Origin of the sequence: Streptomyces corallincola (assembly GCF_019104725.1) — a bacterium.
Classification (GTDB): domain Bacteria; phylum Actinomycetota; class Actinomycetes; order Streptomycetales; family Streptomycetaceae; genus Streptomyces; species Streptomyces corallincola.
Map to the genome: position 1 here is coordinate 167,314 of NZ_JAHRXF010000001.1, position 23,492 is coordinate 190,805.

At 72.5% G+C, this 23,492-nt stretch carries 23 protein-coding genes; 11 read left to right on the forward strand and 12 right to left on the reverse strand.

Annotated elements, in window-relative coordinates:
* Positions 1-31: 31 nt before the first annotated feature.
* Positions 32-1,219 (reverse strand): glycosyltransferase, encoded by a 1,188-nt coding sequence (locus tag KUM39_RS00760; protein ID WP_217783330.1) that lies wholly within the window; start codon positions 1,217-1,219, stop codon positions 32-34.
* Between the two features lie 57 nt (positions 1,220-1,276).
* On the opposite strand from KUM39_RS00760, the gene KUM39_RS00765 reads away from it, so the two are divergent.
* Together KUM39_RS00765 and KUM39_RS00770 are read left to right on the forward strand one after the other, a co-directional pair.
* Positions 1,277-2,071 carry a glutamate racemase gene (locus tag KUM39_RS00765; RefSeq protein ID WP_217783331.1) on the forward strand — a complete coding sequence of 265 codons (795 nt, stop codon included), beginning with the start codon at positions 1,277-1,279 and terminating at the stop codon, positions 2,069-2,071.
* Positions 2,072-2,147: 76 nt separating this feature from the next.
* Positions 2,148-2,693, forward strand: a complete 546-nt coding sequence (locus tag KUM39_RS00770; protein ID WP_217783332.1) for a hypothetical protein — start codon at positions 2,148-2,150, stop codon at positions 2,691-2,693.
* Positions 2,694-2,971: 278 nt separating this feature from the next.
* Here KUM39_RS00770 and KUM39_RS00775 read toward each other — a convergent pair whose 3' ends face one another.
* Positions 2,972-3,913: an O-antigen ligase family protein gene (locus KUM39_RS00775; RefSeq protein ID WP_217783478.1), complete on the reverse strand. Its 942-nt coding sequence runs from the start codon at positions 3,911-3,913 to the stop codon at positions 2,972-2,974.
* A gap of 399 nt (positions 3,914-4,312) precedes the next feature.
* On the opposite strand from KUM39_RS00775, the gene lnt reads away from it, so the two are divergent.
* From lnt to KUM39_RS00795, 4 genes are all read left to right on the forward strand, one after another.
* Positions 4,313-5,938 (forward strand): apolipoprotein N-acyltransferase, encoded by a 1,626-nt coding sequence (gene lnt / locus KUM39_RS00780; protein ID WP_217783333.1) that lies wholly within the window; start codon positions 4,313-4,315, stop codon positions 5,936-5,938.
* A 138-nt stretch (positions 5,939-6,076) separates the two neighbouring features.
* A complete protein-coding gene (locus KUM39_RS00785; RefSeq protein WP_217783334.1) occupies positions 6,077-6,556 on the forward strand; it encodes an NUDIX hydrolase in 480 nt (159 codons plus the stop codon).
* A gap of 54 nt (positions 6,557-6,610) precedes the next feature.
* Entirely contained in the window at positions 6,611-7,432 is an 822-nt protein-coding gene (locus tag KUM39_RS00790) for a 3-hydroxybutyrate dehydrogenase (protein WP_217783335.1), read from the forward strand.
* A 212-nt stretch (positions 7,433-7,644) separates the two neighbouring features.
* On the forward strand, positions 7,645-9,726 hold the full coding sequence (locus tag KUM39_RS00795; protein ID WP_246619364.1) for a helix-turn-helix domain-containing protein: 2,082 nt from the start codon (positions 7,645-7,647) through the stop codon (positions 9,724-9,726).
* Between the two features lie 141 nt (positions 9,727-9,867).
* Here the strand turns inward: KUM39_RS00795 and KUM39_RS00800 are convergent, their stop codons facing one another.
* Positions 9,868-11,244 carry an MFS transporter gene (locus KUM39_RS00800; protein ID WP_217783336.1) on the reverse strand — a complete coding sequence of 459 codons (1,377 nt, stop codon included), beginning with the start codon at positions 11,242-11,244 and terminating at the stop codon, positions 9,868-9,870.
* A gap of 297 nt (positions 11,245-11,541) precedes the next feature.
* Here KUM39_RS00800 and KUM39_RS00805 point away from each other — a divergent pair, with 297 nt between their 5' ends.
* Entirely contained in the window at positions 11,542-12,996 is a 1,455-nt protein-coding gene (locus KUM39_RS00805) for an MFS transporter (RefSeq protein WP_217783337.1), read from the forward strand.
* A gap of 317 nt (positions 12,997-13,313) precedes the next feature.
* Positions 13,314-13,820: an SRPBCC family protein gene (locus tag KUM39_RS00810; protein WP_217783338.1), complete on the forward strand. Its 507-nt coding sequence runs from the start codon at positions 13,314-13,316 to the stop codon at positions 13,818-13,820.
* Between the two features lie 30 nt (positions 13,821-13,850).
* On the opposite strand, the gene KUM39_RS00815 is transcribed toward KUM39_RS00810, so the two are convergent.
* The 6 genes from KUM39_RS00815 to KUM39_RS00840 all read right to left on the reverse strand — a co-directional run bounded on the left by KUM39_RS00815 (position 13,851) and on the right by KUM39_RS00840 (position 18,100).
* A complete protein-coding gene (locus KUM39_RS00815) occupies positions 13,851-14,756 on the reverse strand; it encodes a YihY/virulence factor BrkB family protein (RefSeq protein WP_217783339.1) in 906 nt (301 codons plus the stop codon).
* On the reverse strand, positions 14,746-15,330 hold the full coding sequence (locus tag KUM39_RS00820; protein WP_217783340.1) for an Asp23/Gls24 family envelope stress response protein: 585 nt from the start codon (positions 15,328-15,330) through the stop codon (positions 14,746-14,748). The genes KUM39_RS00815 and KUM39_RS00820 overlap by 11 nt, the downstream gene beginning before the upstream one ends.
* A complete protein-coding gene (locus tag KUM39_RS00825; protein ID WP_217783341.1) occupies positions 15,327-16,415 on the reverse strand; it encodes a DUF6286 domain-containing protein in 1,089 nt (362 codons plus the stop codon). The genes KUM39_RS00820 and KUM39_RS00825 overlap by 4 nt, the downstream gene beginning before the upstream one ends.
* Positions 16,412-16,600, reverse strand: a complete 189-nt coding sequence (locus KUM39_RS00830) for a hypothetical protein (protein ID WP_217783496.1) — start codon at positions 16,598-16,600, stop codon at positions 16,412-16,414. Before KUM39_RS00830 ends, KUM39_RS00825 begins: the two co-directional genes overlap by 4 nt.
* A 242-nt stretch (positions 16,601-16,842) precedes the next feature.
* Complete coding sequence (locus KUM39_RS00835) at positions 16,843-17,355, reverse strand: Asp23/Gls24 family envelope stress response protein (RefSeq protein WP_217783342.1); 513 nt, start codon at positions 17,353-17,355, stop codon at positions 16,843-16,845.
* 562 nt (positions 17,356-17,917) lie between these two features.
* Positions 17,918-18,100 carry a hypothetical protein gene (locus tag KUM39_RS00840; protein ID WP_217783497.1) on the reverse strand — a complete coding sequence of 61 codons (183 nt, stop codon included), beginning with the start codon at positions 18,098-18,100 and terminating at the stop codon, positions 17,918-17,920.
* On the opposite strand from KUM39_RS00840, the gene KUM39_RS00845 reads away from it, so the two are divergent.
* Genes KUM39_RS00845 through KUM39_RS00855 form a run of 3 tightly spaced genes read left to right on the forward strand, consistent with a single transcriptional unit; the run spans position 18,026 to position 19,802 of the window.
* Positions 18,026-18,562, forward strand: coding sequence for an RNA polymerase sigma factor (locus KUM39_RS00845; RefSeq protein ID WP_217783480.1), 537 nt, complete (start codon positions 18,026-18,028; stop codon positions 18,560-18,562). The genes KUM39_RS00840 and KUM39_RS00845 overlap by 75 nt on opposite strands.
* Entirely contained in the window at positions 18,559-19,461 is a 903-nt protein-coding gene (locus KUM39_RS00850) for an Asp23/Gls24 family envelope stress response protein (RefSeq protein ID WP_246619365.1), read from the forward strand. Before KUM39_RS00845 ends, KUM39_RS00850 begins: the two co-directional genes overlap by 4 nt.
* The gene (locus KUM39_RS00855) at positions 19,458-19,802 is read left to right on the forward strand and encodes an Asp23/Gls24 family envelope stress response protein (RefSeq protein ID WP_217783343.1); all 345 of its coding nucleotides are present in this window, start codon (positions 19,458-19,460) and stop codon (positions 19,800-19,802) included. Before KUM39_RS00850 ends, KUM39_RS00855 begins: the two co-directional genes overlap by 4 nt.
* Before the next feature lie 64 nt (positions 19,803-19,866).
* On the opposite strand, the gene gap is transcribed toward KUM39_RS00855, so the two are convergent.
* The 3 genes from gap to KUM39_RS00870 all read right to left on the reverse strand — a co-directional run bounded on the left by gap (position 19,867) and on the right by KUM39_RS00870 (position 23,059).
* Positions 19,867-20,865, reverse strand: a complete 999-nt coding sequence (gene gap / locus KUM39_RS00860; protein WP_217783344.1) for a type I glyceraldehyde-3-phosphate dehydrogenase — start codon at positions 20,863-20,865, stop codon at positions 19,867-19,869.
* Between the two features lie 283 nt (positions 20,866-21,148).
* Positions 21,149-22,105 carry a GlxA family transcriptional regulator gene (locus KUM39_RS00865; protein WP_217783345.1) on the reverse strand — a complete coding sequence of 319 codons (957 nt, stop codon included), beginning with the start codon at positions 22,103-22,105 and terminating at the stop codon, positions 21,149-21,151.
* A 201-nt stretch (positions 22,106-22,306) separates the two neighbouring features.
* The gene (locus tag KUM39_RS00870; RefSeq protein ID WP_217783481.1) at positions 22,307-23,059 is read right to left on the reverse strand and encodes an NPP1 family protein; all 753 of its coding nucleotides are present in this window, start codon (positions 23,057-23,059) and stop codon (positions 22,307-22,309) included.
* Between the last annotated feature and the right edge of the window lie 433 nt (positions 23,060-23,492).

Consider the following 23,492-nt stretch of genomic DNA (forward strand, 5'->3'; position numbering starts at 1 on the left):
CGTAGTGGCGGGCGGGTTCGGTGACTGCCGTTCAGAGGCCGGTCCGGCTCTCGTCCGCCACGGCACCCGGACGGGCGTAGGTACGGCCCTTCCAGGCCGCGCCACGCCCCCGGTAGTGCTGCACCGCGGAGTCCACCGTCATCAGCAGATAGAGGAACGCCGTGAACGGCAGCAGCGGGGCGAGCCACAACGGCAGACCGTAGTAACGGAGCATCGGCAGATACGTCCCCGCCATCACCGCCCACGCCACCGCGCCGAACACCACCGCCGCCGTACTCCCGAGGACTCCGCCCGCCACCACCGCGCCCGGCGGCACCAGATAGACCACGCACAGCCCCGCGACCGTACCGAGCAACAGCAGCGGGCTGTGCCGCAGCTGCGCGTACGCACTGCGGGACACCATCCGCCACAGGTCGTGCAGCCGCGGATACGGCCGCACACTGTCCACGCCCTCCGCCAGCCCCAGCCAGATCCGCCCGCCACCGCCCCGCACCGCCCGCGCGAGCGCCACGTCGTCGATCACCGCGTGCCGGATCGCGTCCGGGACCCGCGCCCGCGCGGCGGCGTCCGCCCGCAGCAGCACACAGCCGCCCGCTGCGGCGGCGGTCCGCGCACCAGGGCGGCCGATCCGGCGGAACGGGTACAACTGCGCGAAGAAATAGACGAACGCCGGAACCACCAGCCGTTCCCACGGGCTCGCCACCCGCAGCCGCGCCATCAGCGACACCATGTCGAACCCACCGGACCGCGCGGCCGACACCAGCTCGCGCAGACTGTCCGGCGCGTGCGCGATGTCCGCGTCCGTCAGCAGCAGATACTCCGGGTCCCGCGCGCGGGCCAGCCCGATCCCGTGCCGCACCGCCCACAGCTTGCCCGTCCACCCGGCCGGGGGCTCACCGGGGGAGTCCACCGTCAGCGGCAGCCCGCCGACCCGCGCGGACAGTTCCCGCGCCAGCTCCCCGGTGCCGTCCGCGCTGCCGTCGTCGATCAGGAAGACCTCCGCCTGGCCCGGATAGTCCTGCGCGAGCAGCGACGGCAGGCTGTCCGGCAGTACGGCGGCCTCGTCGCGCGCCGGTACGACCACGCACACCGACGGCCAGTCGTGCGGCTCCCGGCGCGGCGGCAGCCGTACGTCGGTGCGCCAGAAGAAGCCCTGGCACAGCAGCAGCCAGCACCAGGCGGCGAGGGATACGACGGCCAACCACACGATCGCGCTCACAGCCGCAGTCTGCCCCACCGCAGGGGCCGCACGGAGGCCATCGTCTATCGTGGCCGGGTGAAGATCGCGCTCATGGACTCCGGAATCGGCCTGCTGGCGGCCACCGCAGTGGTACGGCGTCTCAGGCCCGACGCGGATCTGGTGCTCTCCCTCGACCCCGACGGCATGCCCTGGGGTCCGCGCACCCCCGACGATCTCACCCGCCGCGCCCTGGCCGTCGCCGAGGCCGCCGCCGCCCGCCGCCCCGACGCCCTGATCGTCGGCTGCAACACGGCCACCGTGCACGCCCTGCCCGCCCTGCGCGCCCGCCTGGAACCCGGCGTCCCGGTCATCGGCACCGTCCCCGCGATCAAGCCCGCCGCGGCCGGGGGCGGCCCCGTCGCCATCTGGGCCACGCCCGCCACCACCGGCAGCCCCTACCAGCGCGGACTCATCACCGACTTCGCGGGCGGCGTCACCGTCGCCGAGGTGCCCTGCTGGGGCCTCGCGGAAGCCGTGGAGCACGCCGACGAGGCGGCCATCGACGCGGCGATCACCGCCGCCGCCGCCCTCACCCCGGACGATGTAACGACCGTCGTCCTGGGCTGCACCCATTACGAACTCGTGGCGGAACGTATCCGCGCCGCCGTCCAGCGCCCCGGCGCGGCGCCCCTCGCCCTGCACGGCTCCGCAGGCGCCGTGGCTGCCCAGGCACTCCGCCGACTGGGTGAAGCGGCCCGGCCCGGCGCATCCGCCACCGGCGCCCTCACCGTCCTGCTGAGCGGCCAGGAGGGCACGCTCCCCGCCGCGGCGCTGCATTACGCCGAGGGCCGCCTGCTGCCCGCGCCGGGCCCGTTCGCGGACCGGCACTGAGCCGGGCCGGCCACCGCCCGGCGTCACCCTCAGCGATGGGCTCCCCGCGCAGCGGAATCTGAGTAACCTCGACAGCATGAGGGAGTACCGGCACGGCAAGGACGCCCCGCAGGCCGACATCTGGACCGGCCGGGCCACCAACCGCGCGCAATGGGTCCTGGCACTGGTCGGGGCCGCCTGCCTGGCGCTCGGCATCGAGCTGGCCGTCGATTCCGCCTGGAGCAACGGCATCGCCCCGCTGGTGATGTCCGTCGTCGGCTGCATCGCGGCCGGTCTCCTCGTCATCTTCGGCACCCTCGCGTTCGTCCACGTGGACCTGAGACTCGACCGGGACTGCCTGGAGATCCGCTGCGGCCACATCGGCCTGCCGCGCCGCCGCATCCCCCTCTCCGAAGTGGTCGGCGCCGACTTCTCCCCCCTCGTCACCCCCCGCCACTGGGGCGGCTGGGGCTACCGCTGGCGCCCCGAGATGGGCACCGCCGTCGTCGTACGCCGGGGCGAGGGCGTGGTGCTCAGCCTCTGGGACGGACACACGTTCACGATCACCGTGGACAACGCGGAGTCGGCGGTGCGGATGATCCGGGCCAGGCTGCGGGGGGTCACACCGGGGTCGGCGCGCTGAGGGGCGACGGCTTGGGGGAGCGGTGGGGTGTGGGCAAGGGCTGGTCGCGCGGGCAGGGGGAGCCGCACCGGTAGGAGCGCGGTGCGTGTGTGCGGTGTTCGAGTGGGCGGCGTTCCCGGCCGTAGCTGCTCCGTTCCCGCCCGCAGGTGTTCGGCGTCAGCCTCGGCTGCTGCCGTTGCCTCCGCGGCTGTCTGATGTCGGCCTCAGCCACTGTCGTCGTGTCCGCAGCTGTTCCGTGTCGGCCGTAGCTGCTGCGATGTTCGTCGCGGCTGCTTCCTTCATGGCCTCAACGGGCGGGCCGTGGCCCAGCCCACCAGCAGACCGGCGCCCGCCGTCACCACGGTGAAGCTCAGCGCGTTGCCCAGAGCGGCGATCGCCGCGAGTGCCGTCAGCGTCGCGCCCGCAGTGAGGGCGACCGGAGTGGACCGCTGCGAACGCCACAGCGCGTGCAGCGCCCAGCCGAACGCTGCCGCCAGCAGCAGTACCCCCGTCACTCCCTGCTCCGCCACCTGCTGGAGTGGCGCGGAGTGCGGGCGGGCGTCGGCCCGCGCGCCGAGACCGCTCAGCTCGCCGAGGCGGCCGGGGCCGACACCGAGGGCCCAGTGCTCGCGGGCCAGCCGGAGCGCGTCCCGCCACTCCTCGGCACGCTGCGCGGTGACCCGGCTCCGCACGGCGTCCGCGAGACCGCCCGGCAGGGCTCCGGCCGCGACCGCCCACACCCCCGCGGCCGTCACGGCCACCGCGACGGCCAGCCCCACGACGCCGACGCCCCGCTGCGGCATCGAACCGGCGGCCAGCGAGCACAGCAGGACGACGGCACCGGCCGCGCAGCCCGCCACCGAACCCGCCGACGCGGCCGTCAGGACCACCCCCAGCGCGGCCAGCCGCAGCCCGGCCCGCACCGCCGCGACGGGCGCCGACCAGGCAGCGCAGCACAGCGCCCCGGTGGCCAGGGCGAACAGAGCGGCGGTCGCCCCGGTGTGCCCGAGCGGAATGGCCGTACCGGGACCGAACGGGAAATCGGGCAGCAGCACCGCCGGTACGAGCGCGGCGGCGGCCCCCACGACCGGCGCGGCCACCGGCATCAGCGCCCCCGATATCCGCCCCACCGCGCAGCCCGCCGTCACCGCGAGCACCGCGAGCAGCACCCCCTCGGGCCGCCCGCCGCCCGCCGCGGCCGTGATCAGCGACCAAGCGGCACAGGCGCCGAGCAGCACCATCCCCGCGCCGTCCGAAACGTTTCGCTCCACGTCGTGGTTCTGCGCGCCGTTCGTACCGGCAGCAGCCCTCGACTCGGTCCCCGTTGACCCCACCCGTTGCCCCTCGCACCCGGTCCCCCGACCTGTGGCAGCCCCGGCCACGCGGGGCCGTCTACGGCCGTACCGCCGGGACTGGGGTCACCGTAACGGCTGATGACCGACTTGTGTACGAGTTGTGCGGGAAGCGGGGGGCCGGGCGTACACGTGAGCGAGGACCGCGCTCGGTGCGACCGGGACGGCGGGGCGGGTGCCGGGAGCCCGCGAGGACCGGGGAGACACTCTCCGTGCGGGCCATCGGCGCCGGTCACCCGCGTGGGCCGTCCGCCCGGTGGCACAGCGGGCCGCCGTACACTCACCGGCGTGACCGTCACCGCAAACTCCGTGGACCGCTCCGGCCGGCTCCAGCCCTCCGCGTCCTCGTCGCGGGGCCGCCGCCTGCTGCGTCTGGTCCCGGCAGTCCCCGCCGCCCTGTGCGGGGTGCTGCTCTACGCCAGCTTCCCGCCCCGGCCGTTGTGGTGGCTCGCGCTGCCCGCCTTCGCCGGATTCGGGTGGGTGCTGCGCGGACGGAGCTGGAAGGCGGCGCTCGGGCTCGGTTACCTGTTCGGGCTCGGCTTCCTGCTGCCGCTGCTGGTGTGGACGGGCGTGGAGGTCGGACCGGGTCCCTGGCTCGCCCTGGTGGCCGTCGAGGCGGTCTTCGTTGCCCTGGTCGGCGTGGGGGTCGCAGCCGTCTCCCGGCTGCCCGTGTGGCCGCTGTGGGCCGCCGCCCTGTGGGTCGCGGGTGAGGCGGTGCGCGCCCGCGTGCCGTTCAGCGGGTTCCCGTGGGGCAAGGTCGCCTTCGGCCAGGCGGGCGGGGTCTTCCTGCCGCTCGCGGCCGTGGGCGGCACTCCGGTGCTCGGCTTCGGGGTGGTGCTGTGCGGGTTCGGGCTCTACGAGGCCGTACGGCTGGTGCTGGAACGGCGCCGGGGCGGCGAGCTGCGGCGCGGAGCCGCCGTGGCCGCGCTGCTGAGCGTGGCCGTACCCCTGGTGGGGGCGGTCGCCGCCCGCGCGCTGGTCAGCGACAAGGCCGAGGCGGGGACGGCCACCGTCGCCGTCATCCAGGGCAACGTGCCGCGCGCGGGCCTGGAGTTCAACGCCCAGCGGCAGGCCGTGCTCGACTACCACGTGCGCGAAACCCTGAAGCTGGCCGCCGACGTCAAGGCGGGCAAGGTCGCCAGGCCGGACTTCGTGCTGTGGCCCGAGAACTCCTCCGACGTGGACCCCTTCGAGGACCCCGGCGCGGCCACCGTCATCGACCGGGCGGCCACCGCTGTCGGCGTGCCCATCTCGGTCGGCGGTGTCGTGGAGCGCGACGGCAAGCTGTACAACGAGCAGATCCTGTGGGACCCGAGGAAGGGGCCGACGCAGACCTACGACAAGCGGCAGATCCAGCCGTTCGGCGAGTACCTGCCGCTGCGCTCCCTGATCGGCGCGATCAACAAGAACTGGACCGGCATGATCCGGCAGGACTTCAGCCGGGGCACCGAACCGGGTGTTTTCGACATGGACGGCACCCGCGTCGGCCTCGCCACCTGCTACGAAGCCGCCTTCGACTGGGCCGTGCGCGACACCGTCACCCACGGCGCCGAGATGATCTCCGTACCGAGCAACAACGCGACCTTCGACCGCAGCGAGATGACCTACCAGCAGCTCGCCATGTCCCGCATCCGTGCCGTCGAGCACAGCCGTGCGGTCACCGTGCCGGTCACCAGTGGGGTCAGTGCGATCATCATGCCGGACGGCACGGTCACCCAGAAGACGGGCATGTTCGTCCCCGCCTATCTGGTGCAGCGCATTCCGCTCCGCACGTCCGAGACGCCCGCGACACGGATGGGGATTCTGCCGGAGATGCTGCTCGTCGCCGTGGCGGCGGGCGGGCTCGGCTGGGCTGTCGCCGCCGGGGTACGGGGGCGGCGCCGGGCCGGTGCGGACGAGGTGTCCGGGGACTGAGATCTGGCGGGGGTGCCGGGGTGCGGGGGTGCGCGGCACCGGGATGGGCACGGGCGTTCGGTAACGGGCTTGGGCCGTCCGGCGTACGCGCTCTGAACAGGCACGGGGCTCCGGGCCGCGGCCGTTAGGGTCGAGGGCATGGCTATTCCCGAATACATCAGCGCCCTCCGCGCGTCCGCCGGTCGTCAACTGCTGTGGCTGCCCGGTGTGACCGCCATCGTCTTCGACGACCGGGGACGGGTCCTGCTGAACCGGCGTACCGACACCCGCGAGTGGGCGGTGCTCGGCGGCATCCCCGACCCCGGTGAGCAGCCCGCGGCCTGCGCCGTGCGCGAGGTGTACGAGGAGACCGGCGTCCACTGCGTCCCGGAGCGGGTGGTGCTGGTGCAGGGGCTGGAGCCGGTCACCTACGAGAACGGCGACATCTGCCAGTACATGGACATCACCATGCGCTGCCGTGCAGTGGGCGGGGAGGCCCGCGTCAACGACGACGAGTCGCTGGAGGTGGCCTGGTTCGCGGTGGACGCCCTGCCCGACCTCAACGAGTTCGGGCGGTTCCGGATCAAGCAGGCCCTGGCCGACGCACCCACATGGTTCGACCCCATGAGTTCCGACTGAAGTATGGATGGCGGCCACATGTGGTGACGCATGGGTTCCGCTTAGGGTCGGAATATGACCTCGTCCAGCCCGCCGCCGTCCCTGTCTCCCAGCGCCGTGTCGCATCCGCTCGATCTCGGCGGCCGTGTCGCTCTCGTCACCGGTGCCGCCAGCGGTATCGGCCGCGCCTGTGCCCTGCGGCTCGCCGCCGCCGGGGCCGAGGTACGGGCTGTGGACCGGGACGCGGCGGGCCTCGGTGAACTCGTGGAGCGGGCCGACCGGACCGGGGACCTGGCGGGGCGGATCGTCCCGCGCGTACTGGACCTCACCGACCTCGACGCCGCCGAGGCAGCCGCCGCCGGGACCGATGTCCTTGTGAACAACGCCGGACTGCAACTCGTACGGCCGCTGGAGGAGTTCCCGCCCGACGTCTTCCACACCGTGCTGACGGTGATGCTGGAGGCGCCGTTCCGCCTGATCAGGGGCGCACTGCCGCACATGTACGAGCAGGGGTGGGGCCGGATCGTCAATGTGTCCTCCGTCCACGGTCTGCGCGCCTCGGCCTTCAAGTCCGCGTATGTGGCCGCGAAACATGGCCTCGAAGGTCTGTCGAAGACGGCCGCGCTGGAGGGCGCACCCCACGGTGTGACCTCGAACTGTGTGAACCCCGCCTATGTGCGCACCCCTCTGGTCGAGAAGCAGATCGCTGACCAGGCCGCCGCGCACGGCATCCCGGAGGACCGTGTGGTCTCCGAGGTCTTCCTCAAGGACAGCGCCGTGCGGCGGCTCATCGAGCCGGAGGAGGTCGCGGAGGCGGTCGCCTATCTGTGCGCTCCGCAGGCGTCGTTCGTCACCGGCACCTCGTTGGTGCTGGACGGCGGCTGGACCGCGCACTGAGACCGCGTGCCGAGTGGGGGAGGAGAGGCCGGGTGCGCCGGTGGGAGACGTACGGGCGGGTCGTGACGGCCCACGCCGGGGCGGGTGTCGAAGGGCGGTCGGTGGTGGTCGGCGGTGATTGACGGGCGGTGGAACAGGGCGCCCGAACCGGGTTGCGGGGGAGTTATCCACAGGTCTGACGGGCCGGTCGCCGGATACGCGATCCTGTGGTCATGTCCCTCGACCGCGAAGCTGTGAGCAGCCCCTCCGACGGCTCGTTGAACGGCCTTTCCGGCCCGCACCGGGTGCCCGTCGTGTCCGCCGAGTCCGCCGTACCGGCGGTGCGCGCCGTGCCCGAGCAGGTGCGGCCCGCCGACAGCGGCATAGACGCGCTCCGCGACGGCGAGGGCGCCACCGATGCCGGTGACAGCGGCGTGGAGGCACCGTACCTTCGGCTGCTGGCCCGCAGAGCCTCGGCCGAGGCGTACGACCAGCCGGTGCTGCTGGCCCGCGCCGAGGGGGCACCGGCCGAACGGATCGACGCGCTGGAAAGGGCCAAGCCGCTCGCGCTGCGGGTGCGTGCGGAACTGGAGGGGAGGCGGCGCCGCGAGGCGGAGCTGTCCGCCCTGTTCGAGACCGCCCACGATCTGGCGGGCCTGCGCGACGTGGACGCGGTCCTCCAGGCGATCGTCCAGCGCGCCCGCTCCCTGCTCGGCACGGACGTCGCCTATCTCAGCCTCAACGACCCGGTGCGGGGCGACACCCACATGCGGGTGACCGAGGGCTCGGTCTCCGCCCGCTTCCAGCAGCTCCGCCTCGGTATGGGCGAGGGCCTCGGCGGACTCGTCGCGCAGACCGCCCGCCCCTATGTCACCGACGACTACTTCAAGGACGCCCGCTTCCAGCACACCCTGCCCATCGACGGCGGCGTGCGCGACGAGGGCCTGGTCGCCATCCTGGGCGTACCGCTGATGCTCGGCCCGCACGTCATCGGCGTCCTGTACGCCGCCGACCGGCGCTCCCGCGTCTTCGAGCGCGAACAGATCGCCCTGCTCGGCTCCTTCGCCGCGCTCGCCGCGTCCGCCATCGACACCGCCAACCTGCTGACCGAGACCCGCTCCGCACTCGGCCGCCTGGAACGGGCCAACGAGATCATCCGGGACCGCAGCGGCGTCATCGAACGCGCCTCGGACGTGCACGACCGCCTCGCGGAACTCGTCCTGCGCGGCGGCGGCGTCCACGACGTGGCCGCCGCGGTGTCCGAAGTCCTGGACGGCACGGTCGAGTTCAAGGAGGCGGACCGGGCATCCGCCGCGCCCCTCGAACGCTCCCGCGCCGACGGCCACGCCGTACGGCACGGCAGCGACTGGATCGCCGCCGTCACCGCGGGCGGCGAACTCCTCGGCGCCCTGGAACTACGCGGACAGCCCGCCCTCGACCCGGTGGACCAGCGCACCCTGGAACGCGCGGCGATGGTCACCTCGCTGCTCCTTCTAGCCCGCCGTTCCGCCGCCGAGGCGGAGCAGCGCGTGCGCGGTGAACTCCTGGACGACCTCCTCGACGCCCGCGACCGCGACCCCCGCCTCCTGCGGCACCGGGCCGTCCGGCTGCACGCCGACCCGGACGCCACTTACGTACTCCTCGCCGCCCGCCTGGACGGCCCGGCGGCCGACGCCGAGGAGGAGGCGGCGGCCCGGCGGCGCCTGTGGTCGGCGGCCTCCCACCTCGCCGCCACCCGGCACGGCCTCGCGGCGGCGCGGGACGGCGGTACGGTCCTGCTGCTGCCCCTGGCCGACGGCGACACCGCGACCGGCCTGGCCGGCAGAACGGCGCGCCATCTCGGCACCGCCGTCCACCAGCCGGTCACCGTGGGCGCCTCGGCCCCCGTCACCGCGCTCGTCTCCGCCCCCGACACGGTCGCCGCCGCCTACGCGGAGAGCCGCCGCTGCCTGGACGCGCTCCTCCTGCTGGGCCGGGCCGGGGACGGCGCGGCGGCCGAGGACTTCGGCTTCCTCGGCCTCCTCCTCGCCGGTGAACGCGACATCGGGGCCTTCGTGGACCGCACCATCGGTCCCGTCGTCGCCTACGACGAACGCCGGGGCACCGAACTCCTCAGCACCCTGGACGCCTACTTCGCCTGCGGCGCCAGCCCCGTCCGTACGAGGGAGGCGCTGCACGTCCACGTCAACACGGTCGCCCAGCGCCTCGAACGCGTTGGCCGCCTGCTCGGCGAGGACTGGCAGACCCCGGCCCGCACCCTGGAGATCCAACTGGCCCTGAGACTGCACCGGTTGGCGGCGCCGGGCCAGCGATGATGCGATGACGCGATGGCCGCGTCCGCCGGGCCGTGAGGAGCACGGCCCGGCGGCCCGCGTAGGGCGCACCTGTGTGGCCGGTGCCGGGAAGCGGCACCGGCCACCTCGCCGGACGGCCGTCCCTCGTCGCGGCGGACTCGATCAGGCGCTCGGGGCACCGGCCGTGCTGCTCGCCGGTTTCCGGTCGGTGTCGCCCGGCTCCACCTGGCTGAGGTCGCGGTGGCGGGTCTCCTTGGCGACGCCGACCGCGATCAGGGTGAGGACGACCGCGCCGATGACGTAGAGGGCGATGGGGGTCGCGCTCCCGTAGTCGGCGAGGAGCGCGGTGGCGATGAGCGGAGCGGGGGCGCCCGCCGCGACCGAGGAGAACTGGGCACCGATCGAAGCGCCCGAGTACCGCATCCGGGTGGCGAACATCTCCGCGAAGAACGCCGCCTGCGGTGCGTACATGGCGCCGTGCAGCACGAGTCCCACGGTCACCGCGAGCACCAGATAACCGAAGGAACCGGTGTCGATGAGCGAGAAGAACGGGAAGATCCACAAGCCGATGCCGACGGCACCGAACAGGTAGACCGGCCGCCGCCCGATCCGGTCCGAGAGAGCGCCCCAGGCGGGGATCACCGCGAAGTGCACGGCCGAGGCGATGAGGACGGAGTTCAGCGCGCTCTGCTTGGAGACACCGGCCGAGGTGGTGGCGTAGACGAGGATGAAGGCCGTGATGACGTAGTAGCTGATGTTCTCCGCCATCCGGGCGCCCATCGCCACGAGCACGTCCCGCCAGTGGTCACGGAGTACGGCGACGAGCGGCGGCTTCTCCGGTTCCGCCGCGCGCCGGGACTCGGCGCGGGCCAACGCCTCCTTGAACACCGGGGATTCGTCCACGGAGAGCCGTATCCACAGGCCGACCATCACCAGCAGGCCGGACAGCAGGAAGGGGATGCGCCAGCCCCAGGTGCCGAAGGCGCTGTCGGAGAGGACGGCGGTCAGCAGCGAGAGCACACCGGTGGCCAGGAGTTGCCCGGCCGGGGCGCCGGTCTGCGGCCAGGACGCCCAGAAGCCCCGGCGTCGCGCGTCACCGTGCTCGGAGACGAGCAGCACCGCACCGCCCCACTCGCCACCGAGCGCGAAGCCCTGTACCAGCCGAAGAATGGTCAGCAGCACGGGCGCGGCGGTGCCGACGGTGGCGTGAGTGGGCAGCAGCCCGATGGCGAAGGTCGCGCCGCCCATCAGCAGCAGGCTCAGCACCAGCAGCTTCTTGCGCCCCAGCCGGTCGCCGTAGTGCCCGAACACCAGCGCGCCGAGCGGGCGGGCCGCGAATCCCACGGCATACGTGAGGAACGACAGCAGCGTCCCGACCAGTGGATCGGAGTCCGGGAAGAACAGCTTGTTGAACACCAGCGCGGCCGCGGAACCGTACAGGAAGAAGTCGTACCACTCGATGGTGGTCCCGATGAGGCTGGCGGCGACGATGCGGGGGAGGTTGTTCCGGGGTGGGGGAGCGGTGGTCGGGGATGCCATGTGCGCCACTTCCTCGTGTGCGGTGGGGACGGTGTGTCGGGACACCGTAGGAACACGCAGGTCAGAGGCGTATGTGGTGGGACACCATAGTTCTGGCTCTGGAAGTGCGTGCGGCCACCATGTGGGGCGGGCACAGACGAAGGTCGGACGGTGGCGCCAACAGCCCTTCGCGGGCCCGTGAACCGACCGTCACCGCACCCCGGCATCCTGGCTGTTCGCGGCCAACGGGGTGCGCCGCCGCCGTGTGGCGTGGCTGGTTGATCCGGTGTGCGGGTTCGCGTTCACTCCGGTCATGTGGTGACAAACAGTGAGACGCGTGCGCCCGTGTCGTTGGCCGAGGCGATGGACCGGTCGGCCATCTCGCCGCTGCACCGGCGCTTCTGGCTGGTGGCGGCGCTCGGGGTACTGCTGGACGGGTTCGACTTCTTCATCATCGGTGTGGCCAACCCGCTCATCGCCAAGGACTTCGGCGGCAGTCCGGCGGAACGGGGGCTGTTGTCGGCGGCGGCCATCGTGGGCGCCGTCTTCGGCGCCGCGCTGCTGGGACCGCTGGGCGACCGCGTCGGCCGTAGCCGGATCTTCAAGGTCGATCTCTGGCTGTTCGTGGTGTTCTCGCTGGCCTGCGCGTTCGCCTGGGACCTGTGGTCGCTGATCGCGTTCCGCTTCCTGCTCGGCATCGCGGTCGGTCTGGACTACCCCATCGCCGCCAGCTACCTCGCGGAGATCCTGCCGTCCCGCAATCGGGGCCGCTGGCTCGTCGGTGCGTTCAGCCTCCAGGCGGTCGGCATCATGATCGGCGCCGTCATCGGGGTCGTGATTCTCACGGTGTGGCCCGACTTCAGGTCCTGGCGGATCATGCTCGGTTTCGGACTGATCCCCGCACTGATCATCATCTGGCTGCGCCGCAACGTCCCCGAGAGCCCGCGCTGGCTCGCCCGGCACCACCGGGACGCCGAGGCCGTCGGCATCGCGGAGGTGATGACCCACACGCCGTGCCGGGTCACCGACCAGGACCGCGCCCACATCCTGATCCCGAACGAGGGCTGGAGGACGTTCGTCCAACCGTGGCTGTTCAAGCCGCCGTTGCTGCGGCGCACCCTGTTCACGGCCGTCCCCTGGTTCCTGATGGACATCGCCACCTACGGCGTCGGCATCTTCACCCCGACCCTGCTCGCCGGTCTCGCGCTCGCCGGTCCCGACGCCACGTTCCTCGCCGACGACATCGCCTCCACCGAGGGCACCGCGTTCCTCGACCTCTTCCTCGTCGTCGGTTTCCTGCTGGCGATCCTCTTCGTGGAGCGGGTCGGCCGGGTCCGGCTGCAACTCCTCGGCTTCGCCGTGATGACCGTCGCACTCTGCCTGCTGGCCGTCGCGGACCAGCTGCCCGGCGGGGGCAACGGCCATCTGCCGCTGGTCCTCATCGGGTTCGGACTGTTCAACACGTTCATGAACATGGGGCCGAACGCCACGACGTTCGCGCTGCCCGCCGAGGTCTTCCCGTCCGAGGTGCGCGCCTCGGGACACGGCTTCGCGGCCGGACTCGGCAAGCTCGGCGCCGCCCTCGGCACCTTCCTCTTCCCCATCGTCCTGGACTCCACCGGCCCGGCCCCACTGCTCTACGGCGTCGCCGTCACCAGCGCCCTCGCCTTCCTGGTGACCTGGCTGTTCCGGATCGAGACGCGGGGGCGGTCGCTTGAGGAACTTTCCGGGGCGGAGGCGGCGAGTCTGTCGGCGCGGATCACGCCGCCGTAGGTGCTGGGCGGAGTGCGTGTGGCTGGGGTGCGTTGCGCTGGGGGACGGTGTGGTGCGGTGCGCCGGGGTGGGGTGCGGTGGTTGGAATGCTGGGGATGGGGCCGTGGCGGATGGGACCGTGGCGGATGTGCGCTGGTGATGCGATCGGCGGCTGGTTGTGTGGTGGGCCCACATGTGGCCGGTGCCCATGTTCGCCCCACTTGGAGTGGGGGCGGGGTGGGGGCCTGGGCCGACCGCCGTCCGAGGGGGCGGACGGCGCCCGTGCCATGATGACTACTCGCCAGTAGCCATCAGTCGTGCCTTGGGAGGCCCTCCTCGTGACGCGTGTTCTCTCCGTGACCCGCACCATCATCGTGGATGTTCCGCCGGACGCCGTCTACCGGGCGGTCAGCCGACCCGAGGACATGGGGCGGTGGAGTCCGGAGAACCTCGGCACGGCGGGTGAGGCGCCCGCCGGGGAGATCGAGCGGGGCACGACGTTCTGGGGCCGGAACAAGCGGGGCGCGTTCCGCTGGGTGACGCGATGCACCGTGACCGCCGCCGAGCCGGGCAGTCGGTTCGCCTTCCGCGTGCATGCCATCGGGGTCAAGCGGCCGACGCTGCGCGGGCCGATCGCCACCTGGGAGTACCGTCTCGCACCGGAGGGGACCGGCACGCGGATCTCCGAGACCTGGACCGACGACCGGCGTGCCTGGCCGGACTTCGTCGCCAACGCCTTCGACCGGTTCGCCACCGGCGGCAGGACGTTCGCGCAGTTCCAGGTCCGCAACATCGACGCGACGCTGCGGAACCTCAAGCGGGAACTGGAGGCGGACGCCGCCTGACGCGGGCGGGCGTCCGCGTCCGCCGGGACCTCACGCTTCCCGCGTTTCCTCGCCCGTGTCACTCTTGTGCAGCTCCGCCGTGAACTGGGCGCCCGCCAGCAGCGAGAGGTTCGACAGCCACAGCCAGATCAGGAAGACGACCACACCGGCCAGCGAGCCGTACAGCCGACTGTAGGTGCCCAGAACCGAGGTGTAGAGCGCGAACCCGGCGGAAGCCGCCAGCCACAGGACGGCCGCCAGCGCTCCCCCCGGCAGGCTGTACCGGCGTCGGCGCGCTGGTGCCGGTCCGGTGTGGAAGACGACCACCACCAGCAGCGCCACCAGGAAGCCGAGCAACGGCCAGCGGGCCACGCTCCAGACCAGCGGCACCGCGCGGTCCAGGTGCATCAGACGGCCCAGGTACTCGGCCACCGGCCCGGTGAGCATCAGCATCAGGGCACTGACGACGAGCAGCGCGAGCAGCAGCAGCGCCGTGAGGACGATCCGGTGCGCGCGCCGGAACGGGGAGCGGCTGTCGGGGATGCGGTGCATGCCGTGCAGCGCCCGCCGGAAGACGGCCAGGTAACTGCACGCCGACCACAGGGCGCTCGCCGCACCGGCCGCCAGCAGGGTCCAGGCGGCGGAGTGCCGACTGAGCATCCGGGCGAGCACGTCGTGCAGTTCCGTCCCGGACTGGCCGGGCGCGTAGTGCGTGACGTGCGCGATGAACCCCTCGGCGGTGCCCGGACTGATCAGCTCGAACGCCAGCACGGTGACCAGCAGCGACGGCAGCACCGTGAGGATGGCGTAATACGTGAGGGCCGCCGCGTAGTCGGTGATGTCGTCGTTCCACATGGTCACCGGGGTACGGCGCAGGGCCGGCCACCATGTGCGCAGCGGGGTGGTGAGGACACCGGCGGTCTCGCGCGGTCGGAGCGGCTTCAGATCAGCGGACATGCGGCATCCGATGGGTGCGGTGGCTGAAACGCACATGTGTGTCCAGCACATAGGGAGCGGCGGATCGTTGGGCCTCGGCGGTGATGGCCGTCAGGGCGTCGAGCACGTGACCGGGCGGGGTGTCCGCGTCCAGCCACACGTGCAGACGCAGCAGCAGACGCCGACGGCGCGGATGGATACGGGCGCGGGTCCGGGCGACACCGTCCACGCCCGCCGCGCGGGAGGCGAGCGCCGCTTCCAGGGCCTGGGTGCGCAAGGCGCTGCCCGGTGCGGCCAACCGCAGCCGGGACCGCGACCGTACGTACACCTGGGCGACGAACCACCGCGCCAGGAGCAGCGAGACCACGGCGCCCACGGCGATGACGACCGGCGTCCACCACTCCCGAGCACGCAGATCGCTCAGCACCTCGCGGTCGAACAGCGGATGGTAGAGGGAGGGGGACGGCCACCACGTGGGGCGGCGGACCGCCAGTCCGGGGGCGGTCGTGAACAGCACTACGCCGCCCACGAGCAGGGCGAATCCGGTGAGGGCGAGCACCGCGCGGTTGACGGCGGTGCGGGGCTGGGTCGTCAACGGACGCCTCCGGCCTGCGGGGTGGGTACGGAGTTCGGCTGAGGTGTGTCCGGAACCTCTGGTACGGCAGGCGCAGGTGTGGGCGGGCGCCATGTGGGCTCGGTGACCACCCGGACCCGGAGCCGGGGTACCCGTCGCAGGCGGCACTCGTCCAGCGTCCGCCGTGCGGCCGTGGTCACCTGCTCGCGGGCCCGGTCCCGGTCACCGAAGGCGAGTCCTGCCCGCACCGCGACACCCCGGCGGCCCGCTCGTACCCGTACGGTCTCCACGCCCTCCACGCCGCCGACCGTATCCCGGACCAGCGCGGCCAGCGTGGAGCGGTCCAGCGCGGCGTTCCAGTCGGACGCGGCCACGGTGAGCTGTCCGCGCCGACCGGGCGTCAACGCCAGTACGACAAGCCAGAGCCCCAGCACGGCCAGCACCGCACCCCCGATGACGACCGCCGGGTCACCGGGCCCCTGCTCGTACAGCCGGGCGAGGCCTCCGGTCCGCCAGTCGGCCACCTGGAGGTGCGCCACATGGACGCGGACCACATCGACCGTCACCGCCGTACAGGCCGTGGCGGCGAGCAGGACGAGGACGGCCACAGGGACCCGCCGCGCCGACCACCAGCGCCGGGCGGGGTGGTGAACGGGGGAGGGAACTGCCTCATCGGCGAGCCCGCCTCCCTCCAACTCGGCTGTCCCAGAGGCCCGTTCCGCTGTCGGAGCCAGACGGGACACGGTCAGCCGAGGCGTTGCGACGTCCAGACCGGTCAGGGCGCTTGTACGCTCCGCCGTGTGAGCCTGGACCCGCCGGGCCGTGTCGGACAGCGGCGCCGGATAGGGCAGCGTGACGCGCAGGGCCACATTCGCCCGCCGCCCGTTGACCGTCGCGGAACCACCGGCCGAGCCGCGTACGAACGGACCGCCGCCCGTTTGCCCCCCGCCGGTGCCGGTGCCGGTGTCGGAGTCGGAGTCGGCGGTGATGCTGGTCGGGGTCGGGGTCGGGGTCGCGGTCAGCGCTTCGTCCGCCGCGCGTTCCGCGATCTTCCGTACCGCCTTCGCGCCCACCGTGGTCCGACCCCGCTGGGCGGGGGCCGTCATCGACGGCCCCGGTCGAACATCTCCCGCAGGTCGTGCGTGTCGCCGCCCCGGTCCAGCCAGGCCCCGACGCCGTACCCGACCGCGCCGAGCACGGCCACCAGCAGGAAGGCGACGAACCCACCGAAGTACCCGGCGAACGCCAGCGCCATGCCCGCGAACATCCCGACCGTCGCTCTGCTCAACATTCCTCACTCCGCCTCTCCGGCCGGGCCCCGTCCTCGGGGCTCTCCGCGCCGTGCCGGTCCGGGTCGCACGATCTCCGCGACCCGTTCCGCCGTAATGATCCCGTCGTGCCGATCCGTCGTACCGATCCGGCTGTGCCGGTCCGGGCCCCGCTCTCGTGGTGCCCGGACCGGCCGCTCCGCATCCGCCTCACGCATCCACGTCCCGCATGCCCGCTTCCGCGGACCTCGTACGACGCGGCTGATCACTCCACGCGGGACTCGGCCGGGTTGCCGCCGTCGGTGTCCTCGTCCGGAAGGTGGACGTCGTTGACGGCGATATTGACCTCCACGACCTCCAGCCCGGTGATGCGCTCCACGGCCGAGATGACGTTCTCGCGCACGTCGGAGGCGACGTCGGTGATGGACACGCCGTACTCCACGACGAGGTCCAGGTCGATAGCGGTCTGCCGCTCGCCGACCTCGACCTTGACGCCCCGGCCGACGTTGGGACGGCCGCCGGGCACCCGGTCGCGGACCGCGCCGAAGGTACGGGACAGGCCGCCGCCCATGTCGTACACGCCGGGGATCTCGCGGGCCGCGATACCCGCGATCTTCACGACGACCACGTCCGCGATGGAGGTCCGGCCGCGAGTGTCGGCCGGCTGGTCGGCGCCGGACTTGCCGAGGGCGACGTCCGTGGTGCCGGTGGGCGCCGAGCCGGCCGAACGGGGGCCGGACACGGCCGGGGACACCGGGGTGGTCTGCTGCGTGGTCATGATGCGCGTCCTCTTCTCTGGGGTCGGCGCCTGCCGACGGTTGCCGCGAACTGCTCTCACAGGGATGGACACCGGCGAGCGGCGGCTGTGACGCGCATGCCCGGAAAAACTTCGATCAGTCGGTGGGTGGCCCCGCTGTGGCAGGGTGACCAGCGCCGCTTGCCCACGTCGAGATGGCGGGTCGGACGGATTTCCCCGTTCGGGCGCGTCACAGAACGGTGGGTGGCGTTGTCCAACCCCGTAGGACGACGAAAGGAGCCGCCCCGTGTCGGGGGAGCGCAGACCGACCGGCCCGCCCGAACCAGGCGGCGGCCCGCCGCACGCCGGAACATGGACCACCGCGCCACAGGTGTCCGGAACCCCGGTGCCGGGGCCACATGGATTCGGAGCACATGTGGCCGGGCCACATGGAGCTGAGCCACATGGATCCGAGGCACCTGTGCCCGGACCACAGGCGTCCGGGTCGGAGCCCGGTGGCCGGCCACATGGAGCCTCACCTCCGCCACGCAGTGCGCCGCCACATGGCACGTCGCCACGCGGTACGGCCCCCCACAGCGCCCCGTCACATGGTGGGCCCCCACATGGTGCCGCCCCCCACACCGGCCAGCCCTCCACCCCGCCCCATCCGTCCGAGCCGACACCCGACGACACCGGTCTCCGCGACGCCGACCTGGACGACACCCTGCTGACCGTCCGCGCGGCCGAGGGCGACGAGGAGGCGTTCGCCGTCCTGGTGCGTCGGCACGCCCCCGCGCTCGTGCGGATGGCGACCCGCCTGGTCGGCAACCGCAGCGAGGCGGAGGACGCCGTCCAGGACGCCTTCATCAGCGCCTGGCGGAAGTTGCCCGAGTTCCGCGGTGGGTCCGCCTTCGGCACCTGGCTGTACCGCATCGTCACCAACCGGTGCCTGAACCTCCTGCGCGCCCGCAAATCCGAGGCGCCCCTCGAAGCGGCCCGATACCTGGCCGCACCCGAACACTCCGTAGGCCCCGAGCGCATCACCGAGTCCCGCGCCGCCATGCGCGACCTGCAACGGGCGCTCGCCGTGCTCTCCGCCGAGCAGCGCGCCTGCTGGGTGCTGCGGGAACTGGACGGCCAGTCCTACGAGTTCATCGCGGACGCCGTCGGCATCACCCAACAGGCCGTACGCGCACGTGTGTTCCGCGCCCGACGCCATCTGACCGCAACCCTGGGAGCCTGGCGATGACGACCCGCATCCACCCGCCCGAATCCCCGCACCCCGACGACGAGCAACTACCGTGCGGGCGGCTGCTGTCAGTGGTGTGGACGGAGTGGGAAGAGGGCACCGCCGACGGCCACACCGCCACCTGCGCCCACTGCCTGCGGGCCACGGCGGAACTGGAGGACCTGGAAGCAGCGGTACGACAGGTCCGCGACGAAACCGACGACCTCGCCGCCTACGACGCCACCCCGCTCACCCGGCGTGTCATGGACGTGGTCGGCCTGGAACTGCGCCCCGGCCGCCCGCTGCCGCTGGGGGAACCGGACGAGGACCTGTGGGTCATGGAGTCGGTGGCCGCCCGCACTCTGCGTGCCGCCGCCGACCAGATGCCCGGTGTCCGCGCGGGCTCCTGCCGCATCAGCCCCGCCGAGCCGACCGGCCCGGACCGTTCCGCACTCCCGCTCGCGGCGCCGCAGGCGGTACCCCGTGTCGTGCGGGACAGCGACCGCATCGCCGTTCAGCTCGACATCCGTGCTCCGCTCACCACTCCCGATCTGCCCGCACTGGCCGACGAGGTCCGGGAACGCGTGCGACTGGCCGCCGACGGCCGACTCGGCCTGAACGTCGTGTCGATCGACATCCGCATCACGGATCTGACCGACCCGCCCGACGACATGGACCCCCAGCACATGGACCCCCAGCACATGGACCCCCAGCACATGGGCGCCCAGCACACGGACCCCCAGCACATGGGTCCCGACCACATGGGTCCCGACCATATGGGCCCGCACCACATCGGCCCTCCCGGCATCGGCGACCACCACATGGGCTCCCAGCACATGGACCCCCACCCCACAGAGCCCCCCAGCGGCCCCGCCCCCACGAACACCCCCCACGGCAGCGGAGAAGGAACAGGTCCATGACCCAGCCCGCCCCCCTCGACCACACCCCTATTCTGGGCGAAGCCATCGCCACCGCCGTACGCGGCGTACCCGGTGTCGCCTTTCTCAGCCCGGGTCTGACCGGGCGGCTGAGGTCGGTGCTGCCCGGTGCCACCCCCGACCGGGCGTCGTCCGCCGGGCTGCGGATCAACCGTCCGACAGATGACGGGCCGTGGCGTATCGACGTACGGATCGTCGCCCGAGCCGACGCCCGTGTGCTCGACGTCGGCCGGGCCACCCGCAGCGCCGTCACGGAGTGCGTAGCGGTCGCCGACCCGGCCAGGAGCGCGGAGGTGAGCGTGACAGTCACCGGGATCGTGTGACCCGCTCGCGCGGCACGCGATACCCAGCCGCCCCGGTGACCCCGTAAGTACCGTGCCCGGCGGCTCAGTTGGCCGCCAGCAGCTCCAGCGTGTCGATCACCCGGTGCGAGAACCCCCACTCGTTGTCGTACCAGGCGACGACCTTGACATGGCGGCCGTCCACACGGGTCAGGGCCGAGTCGAAGACGGCGGAAGCCGGGTTGCCCGTGATGTCGGAGGACACCAGCGGGTCCTCCGAGAACTCCAGGATGCCGACCAGAGGTCCTTCCGCCGCCGTGCGGTAGGCCGCCAGCACCTCGTCGCGGGTCACGTCACGCCCGACCGTCGTGTTCAGCTCCACGAGGGAACCGACCGGTACGGGCACCCGGATCGAGTCGCCGGACAACTTGCCGTCCAGGTTCGGCAGTACGAGGCCGATGGCCTTCGCGGCGCCGGTGGTGGTCGGCACGATGTTGACGGCGGCGGCGCGGGCACGGCGGGGGTCGCGGTGCGGGCCGTCCTGGAGGTTCTGCTCCTGGGTGTAGGCGTGCACGGTGGTCATGAACCCGTGCTCGATCCCGGCCAGGTCGTCCAGCACCGAGGCCAGCGGGGCGAGCGCGTTGGTGGTGCAGGAGGCGTTGGAGACGACGGTGTGGACGCCGGGGTCGTAGGCGTCGGTGTTGACGCCGAACGCGAGGGTGACATCGGCACCGTCCGACGGGGCGCTGACCAGCACCTTCCGTGCCCCTGCCGTCAGATGGGCCCCGGCGGCCCCGGCCGAGGTGAAGCGGCCGGTGGACTCCAGGGCGATGTCCACGCCCAGTTCGGCCCAGGGCAGCCGCGCCGGTTCGCGCTCGGCGAGGACGCGGACACGACGGCCGTCCACGACGAGGGTGTCCCCGTCCACGGTCACGGGGCGGCCGAGTCGGCCCGCCGTCGTGTCGTAGGCGAGCAGCCGCGCGAGCGTCGCGGGCTCGGTCAGGTCGTTGACGGCGACTACCTCCAGGTCGCTGTCCCGCTCCAGCAGCGCGCGGAGCACATTGCGTCCGATGCGGCCGAATCCGTTGATGGCGATGCGCGTCATGGTGATGGCTGTCCTCTCGATCCGTCATCCGGTGCGTGACCAGCGTCGCCGCCGGTACGCATCCCGGACAGCGGCGGGATCGCCAGGCATCGCAAGGATCGTGCCAGCCGTGTGCGGTGTGGTGTGCCGTGTGCCGCATGGCGCGTCTGCGATATGCCTTGTGCCGCGCGCAAACAGCAACCGAGCACTGAGCACCGCGAACCGGGCGCCGAACACCAGGCCGCGCCCAGCACCGGCCACCGAGCACCAGACACCCAGCACCCGCCGCCCCCCGCCCCGCTCCCTACTCCCCCCGCGTGAACGTCCGCCGATACTCACTCGGCGTCGTCCCCAGAATCCGCTGGAAATGCAGCCGCAGGTTGGCCCCCGTGCCGAGCCCGACCTCGGTGGCGATCCGCTCGATACCGTGATCGGAGCGTTCCAGCAGCTCACGAGCCAGGTCGATACGTGCCCGCATGATCCACTGCATCGGCGTGCAGCCGGTGTCCTCGGCGAAGCGGCGCGAGAAGGTGCGCGGGGACACCGCCGCGTGCCGGGCCAGGCTCTCCAGGGTGAGTGGCCGGTCCAGCCGCCGTACCGCCCACTCCCGCGTCGCGGCGAACCGTTCGCCCAGTGGCTCGGGCAGGCTGCGCGGCACGTACTGCGCCTGGCCCCCGCTGCGATAGGGGGCTGCTACCAGGCGCCGGGCGGCATGGTTGGAGGCGGACACCCCGAGGTCGCCGCGCAGGATGTGCAGGCACAGGTCGATGCCGGAGGCGGCGCCTGCCGAGGTGAGTACGGTGCCCTCGTCCACGAACAGCACGTTCTCGTCCACCCGTACAGCGGGGTGTTTGGTGGCGAGGGCGCGTGTGTAGTGCCAGTGGGTGGTGGCCCGGCGGCCGTCCAGCAGGCCGGTGGCGGCGAGCGCGAACGCGCCGGTGGAGATCGCGGCGAGCCGCGCACCCCGCTCGTGCGCCCCGGTCAGCGCGTCGAGCACCGGCTTCGCGGGCGCCTCCCGGTCCGGGAAGCGATAGCCCGGTACGAACACGATGTCCGCCCAGACCAGCGCCTCCAGACCGTGCGCCGCGTGGTACGACAACCCGTCGCCGCCGGTCACCAGACCCGGGCGCGCGGCACACACCCGCACCTCGTACGGCATGCTCGCGCGTGTCGTGAACACCTGCGCCGGGATACCCACGTCGAGCGGCTTGGCCCCGTCCAGGACGAGAACGGCGACACGGCGCAGCGGGGTGACGGACACGGGAGGCAGCGTACGTGCCCGCCCCCTCGCGCAGGCGAACGGCGCCCCCGGCGTGGGAGCCGAACTGTCGGCATGGGAGTCGAACTCCCGGATTCGGAGCGGAACCCGCTCCGGCCGGAGCGGGAGCTGAGCAGATGACCGATGCAAGTCGGCCTGCTTCACACCCACTTCAGCCCGACCGGAACGGATGCCCCCGACCGATCAGCCGTTCGGGTTGAACGGAATGCCCGAGGGCATCGAGTGCGCCAGCGCGTACTCGAAGTCGCCGTCCTTGATCTTGATGGTGGCGGAGCCGAAGTTCGCGCTCATCAACTTGTCCCGGAAGCCGTCCGGGTAGCCGTTCCAGCCGACCAGGCGCGGGTAGAACCAGCCGCCGGTGGAGTTCTCCGGGGGGTCGTCGTTGTTGTTGGCGAAGCGGAAGCAGTGCGTCGAGACGCCGTCCTTGTGGTAGACGATCTTGGGGTGCGAGCCCTCGAAGCGGACCGAGGAACGCGCGGCCACCTGGTAGCCGCTGTGCTGCGACACCGAGACGTACTGCACCTCGTTGTCGTGGATCCACACCACGACGTGCTCCCAGTCGTGGGTGTGCCCGATGGCCAGCGGACCCAGCGTCGCCTGGTCCTTCTCGAAGTAGCTGGCGTACATCACGGCGCACCAGTCGTTGTTGCACTTCTCGCGCGAGTAGGTGTTGGCGTTGGCGAGCTGCGCCGGGTCGTGGCAGTGCCCGTTGACGTCGCCGCCGAGCTTCAGGCCGGGGTTGAGGGTGCCGTCCGCGCCGATGGCGGCCGTGGCGTAGCAGCCGTCGCCGTCGTAGTCGTAGGCGGGGGAGAAGGACTGTTCCAGACCGTCCGCGTTCTGCGGGAGCAGTTGCAGCACGGAGGCGTCGGCCTGGGCGGGCAGGCCGACGACGAGTGCCAGCGCGCCGAGGGCCGCGACGAGGGCGGAGCGGCGGATTCGGCGCGGGCGGCGTGTGCGGCCCGGCGTGGGGGCCGGGGTGTCCTGAAGTCCGGTGGGGGAGGGCGAGTTGAGCACGTGTGCTCCAGAGGGCCGCAGGGGTGGGGGGTGCCCGGACCGCACGCGGTGCGCGGCCCCGGCATGCTCTCGGGTGGTGCTGCCTAGCGGGATCTACGCCGTACGATCCGCGAAACTAAAGGTCCGGACCACCCCCGTCAAGAACGCGAACGGGCTGTGAAAAGGCGAGTTGATGAACGCTCGGCTCTCCCGCCGTGCCTCTTCACGGGTCAAGAGGTGAACGCGCCGATCCGGCCCGGCCGGGTGCCGTCTCTCGGAGCCGAAGCGACGGATCGGTCAACGTGGCTCCAGGAAAGCCGAGTTGTTCAACTCACGCTGTTCTGTGTTCAGTTGTTGACCGCAATGCCTTCGGGGA

Coding starts and splice junctions, on each gene's coding strand:
- KUM39_RS00770 (WP_217783332.1), top strand. CDS start 2,148: ATGAGGGAGTACCGGCACGGCAAGGACGCCCCGCAGGCCGACATCTGG.
- KUM39_RS00775 (WP_217783478.1), bottom strand. CDS start 3,913: ATGGTGCTGCTCGGCGCCTGTGCCGCTTGGTCGCTGATCACGGCCGCG.
- KUM39_RS00785 (WP_217783334.1), top strand. CDS start 6,077: ATGGCTATTCCCGAATACATCAGCGCCCTCCGCGCGTCCGCCGGTCGT.
- KUM39_RS00790 (WP_217783335.1), top strand. CDS start 6,611: ATGACCTCGTCCAGCCCGCCGCCGTCCCTGTCTCCCAGCGCCGTGTCG.
- KUM39_RS00795 (WP_246619364.1), top strand. CDS start 7,645: ATGTCCCTCGACCGCGAAGCTGTGAGCAGCCCCTCCGACGGCTCGTTG.
- KUM39_RS00800 (WP_217783336.1), bottom strand. CDS start 11,244: ATGGCATCCCCGACCACCGCTCCCCCACCCCGGAACAACCTCCCCCGC.
- KUM39_RS00815 (WP_217783339.1), bottom strand. CDS start 14,756: ATGTCCGCTGATCTGAAGCCGCTCCGACCGCGCGAGACCGCCGGTGTC.
- KUM39_RS00825 (WP_217783341.1), bottom strand. CDS start 16,415: ATGACGGCCCCCGCCCAGCGGGGTCGGACCACGGTGGGCGCGAAGGCG.
- KUM39_RS00830 (WP_217783496.1), bottom strand. CDS start 16,600: ATGTTGAGCAGAGCGACGGTCGGGATGTTCGCGGGCATGGCGCTGGCG.
- KUM39_RS00835 (WP_217783342.1), bottom strand. CDS start 17,355: ATGACCACGCAGCAGACCACCCCGGTGTCCCCGGCCGTGTCCGGCCCC.
- KUM39_RS00850 (WP_246619365.1), top strand. CDS start 18,559: ATGACGACCCGCATCCACCCGCCCGAATCCCCGCACCCCGACGACGAG.
- KUM39_RS00855 (WP_217783343.1), top strand. CDS start 19,458: ATGACCCAGCCCGCCCCCCTCGACCACACCCCTATTCTGGGCGAAGCC.
- gap (WP_217783344.1), bottom strand. CDS start 20,865: ATGACGCGCATCGCCATCAACGGATTCGGCCGCATCGGACGCAATGTG.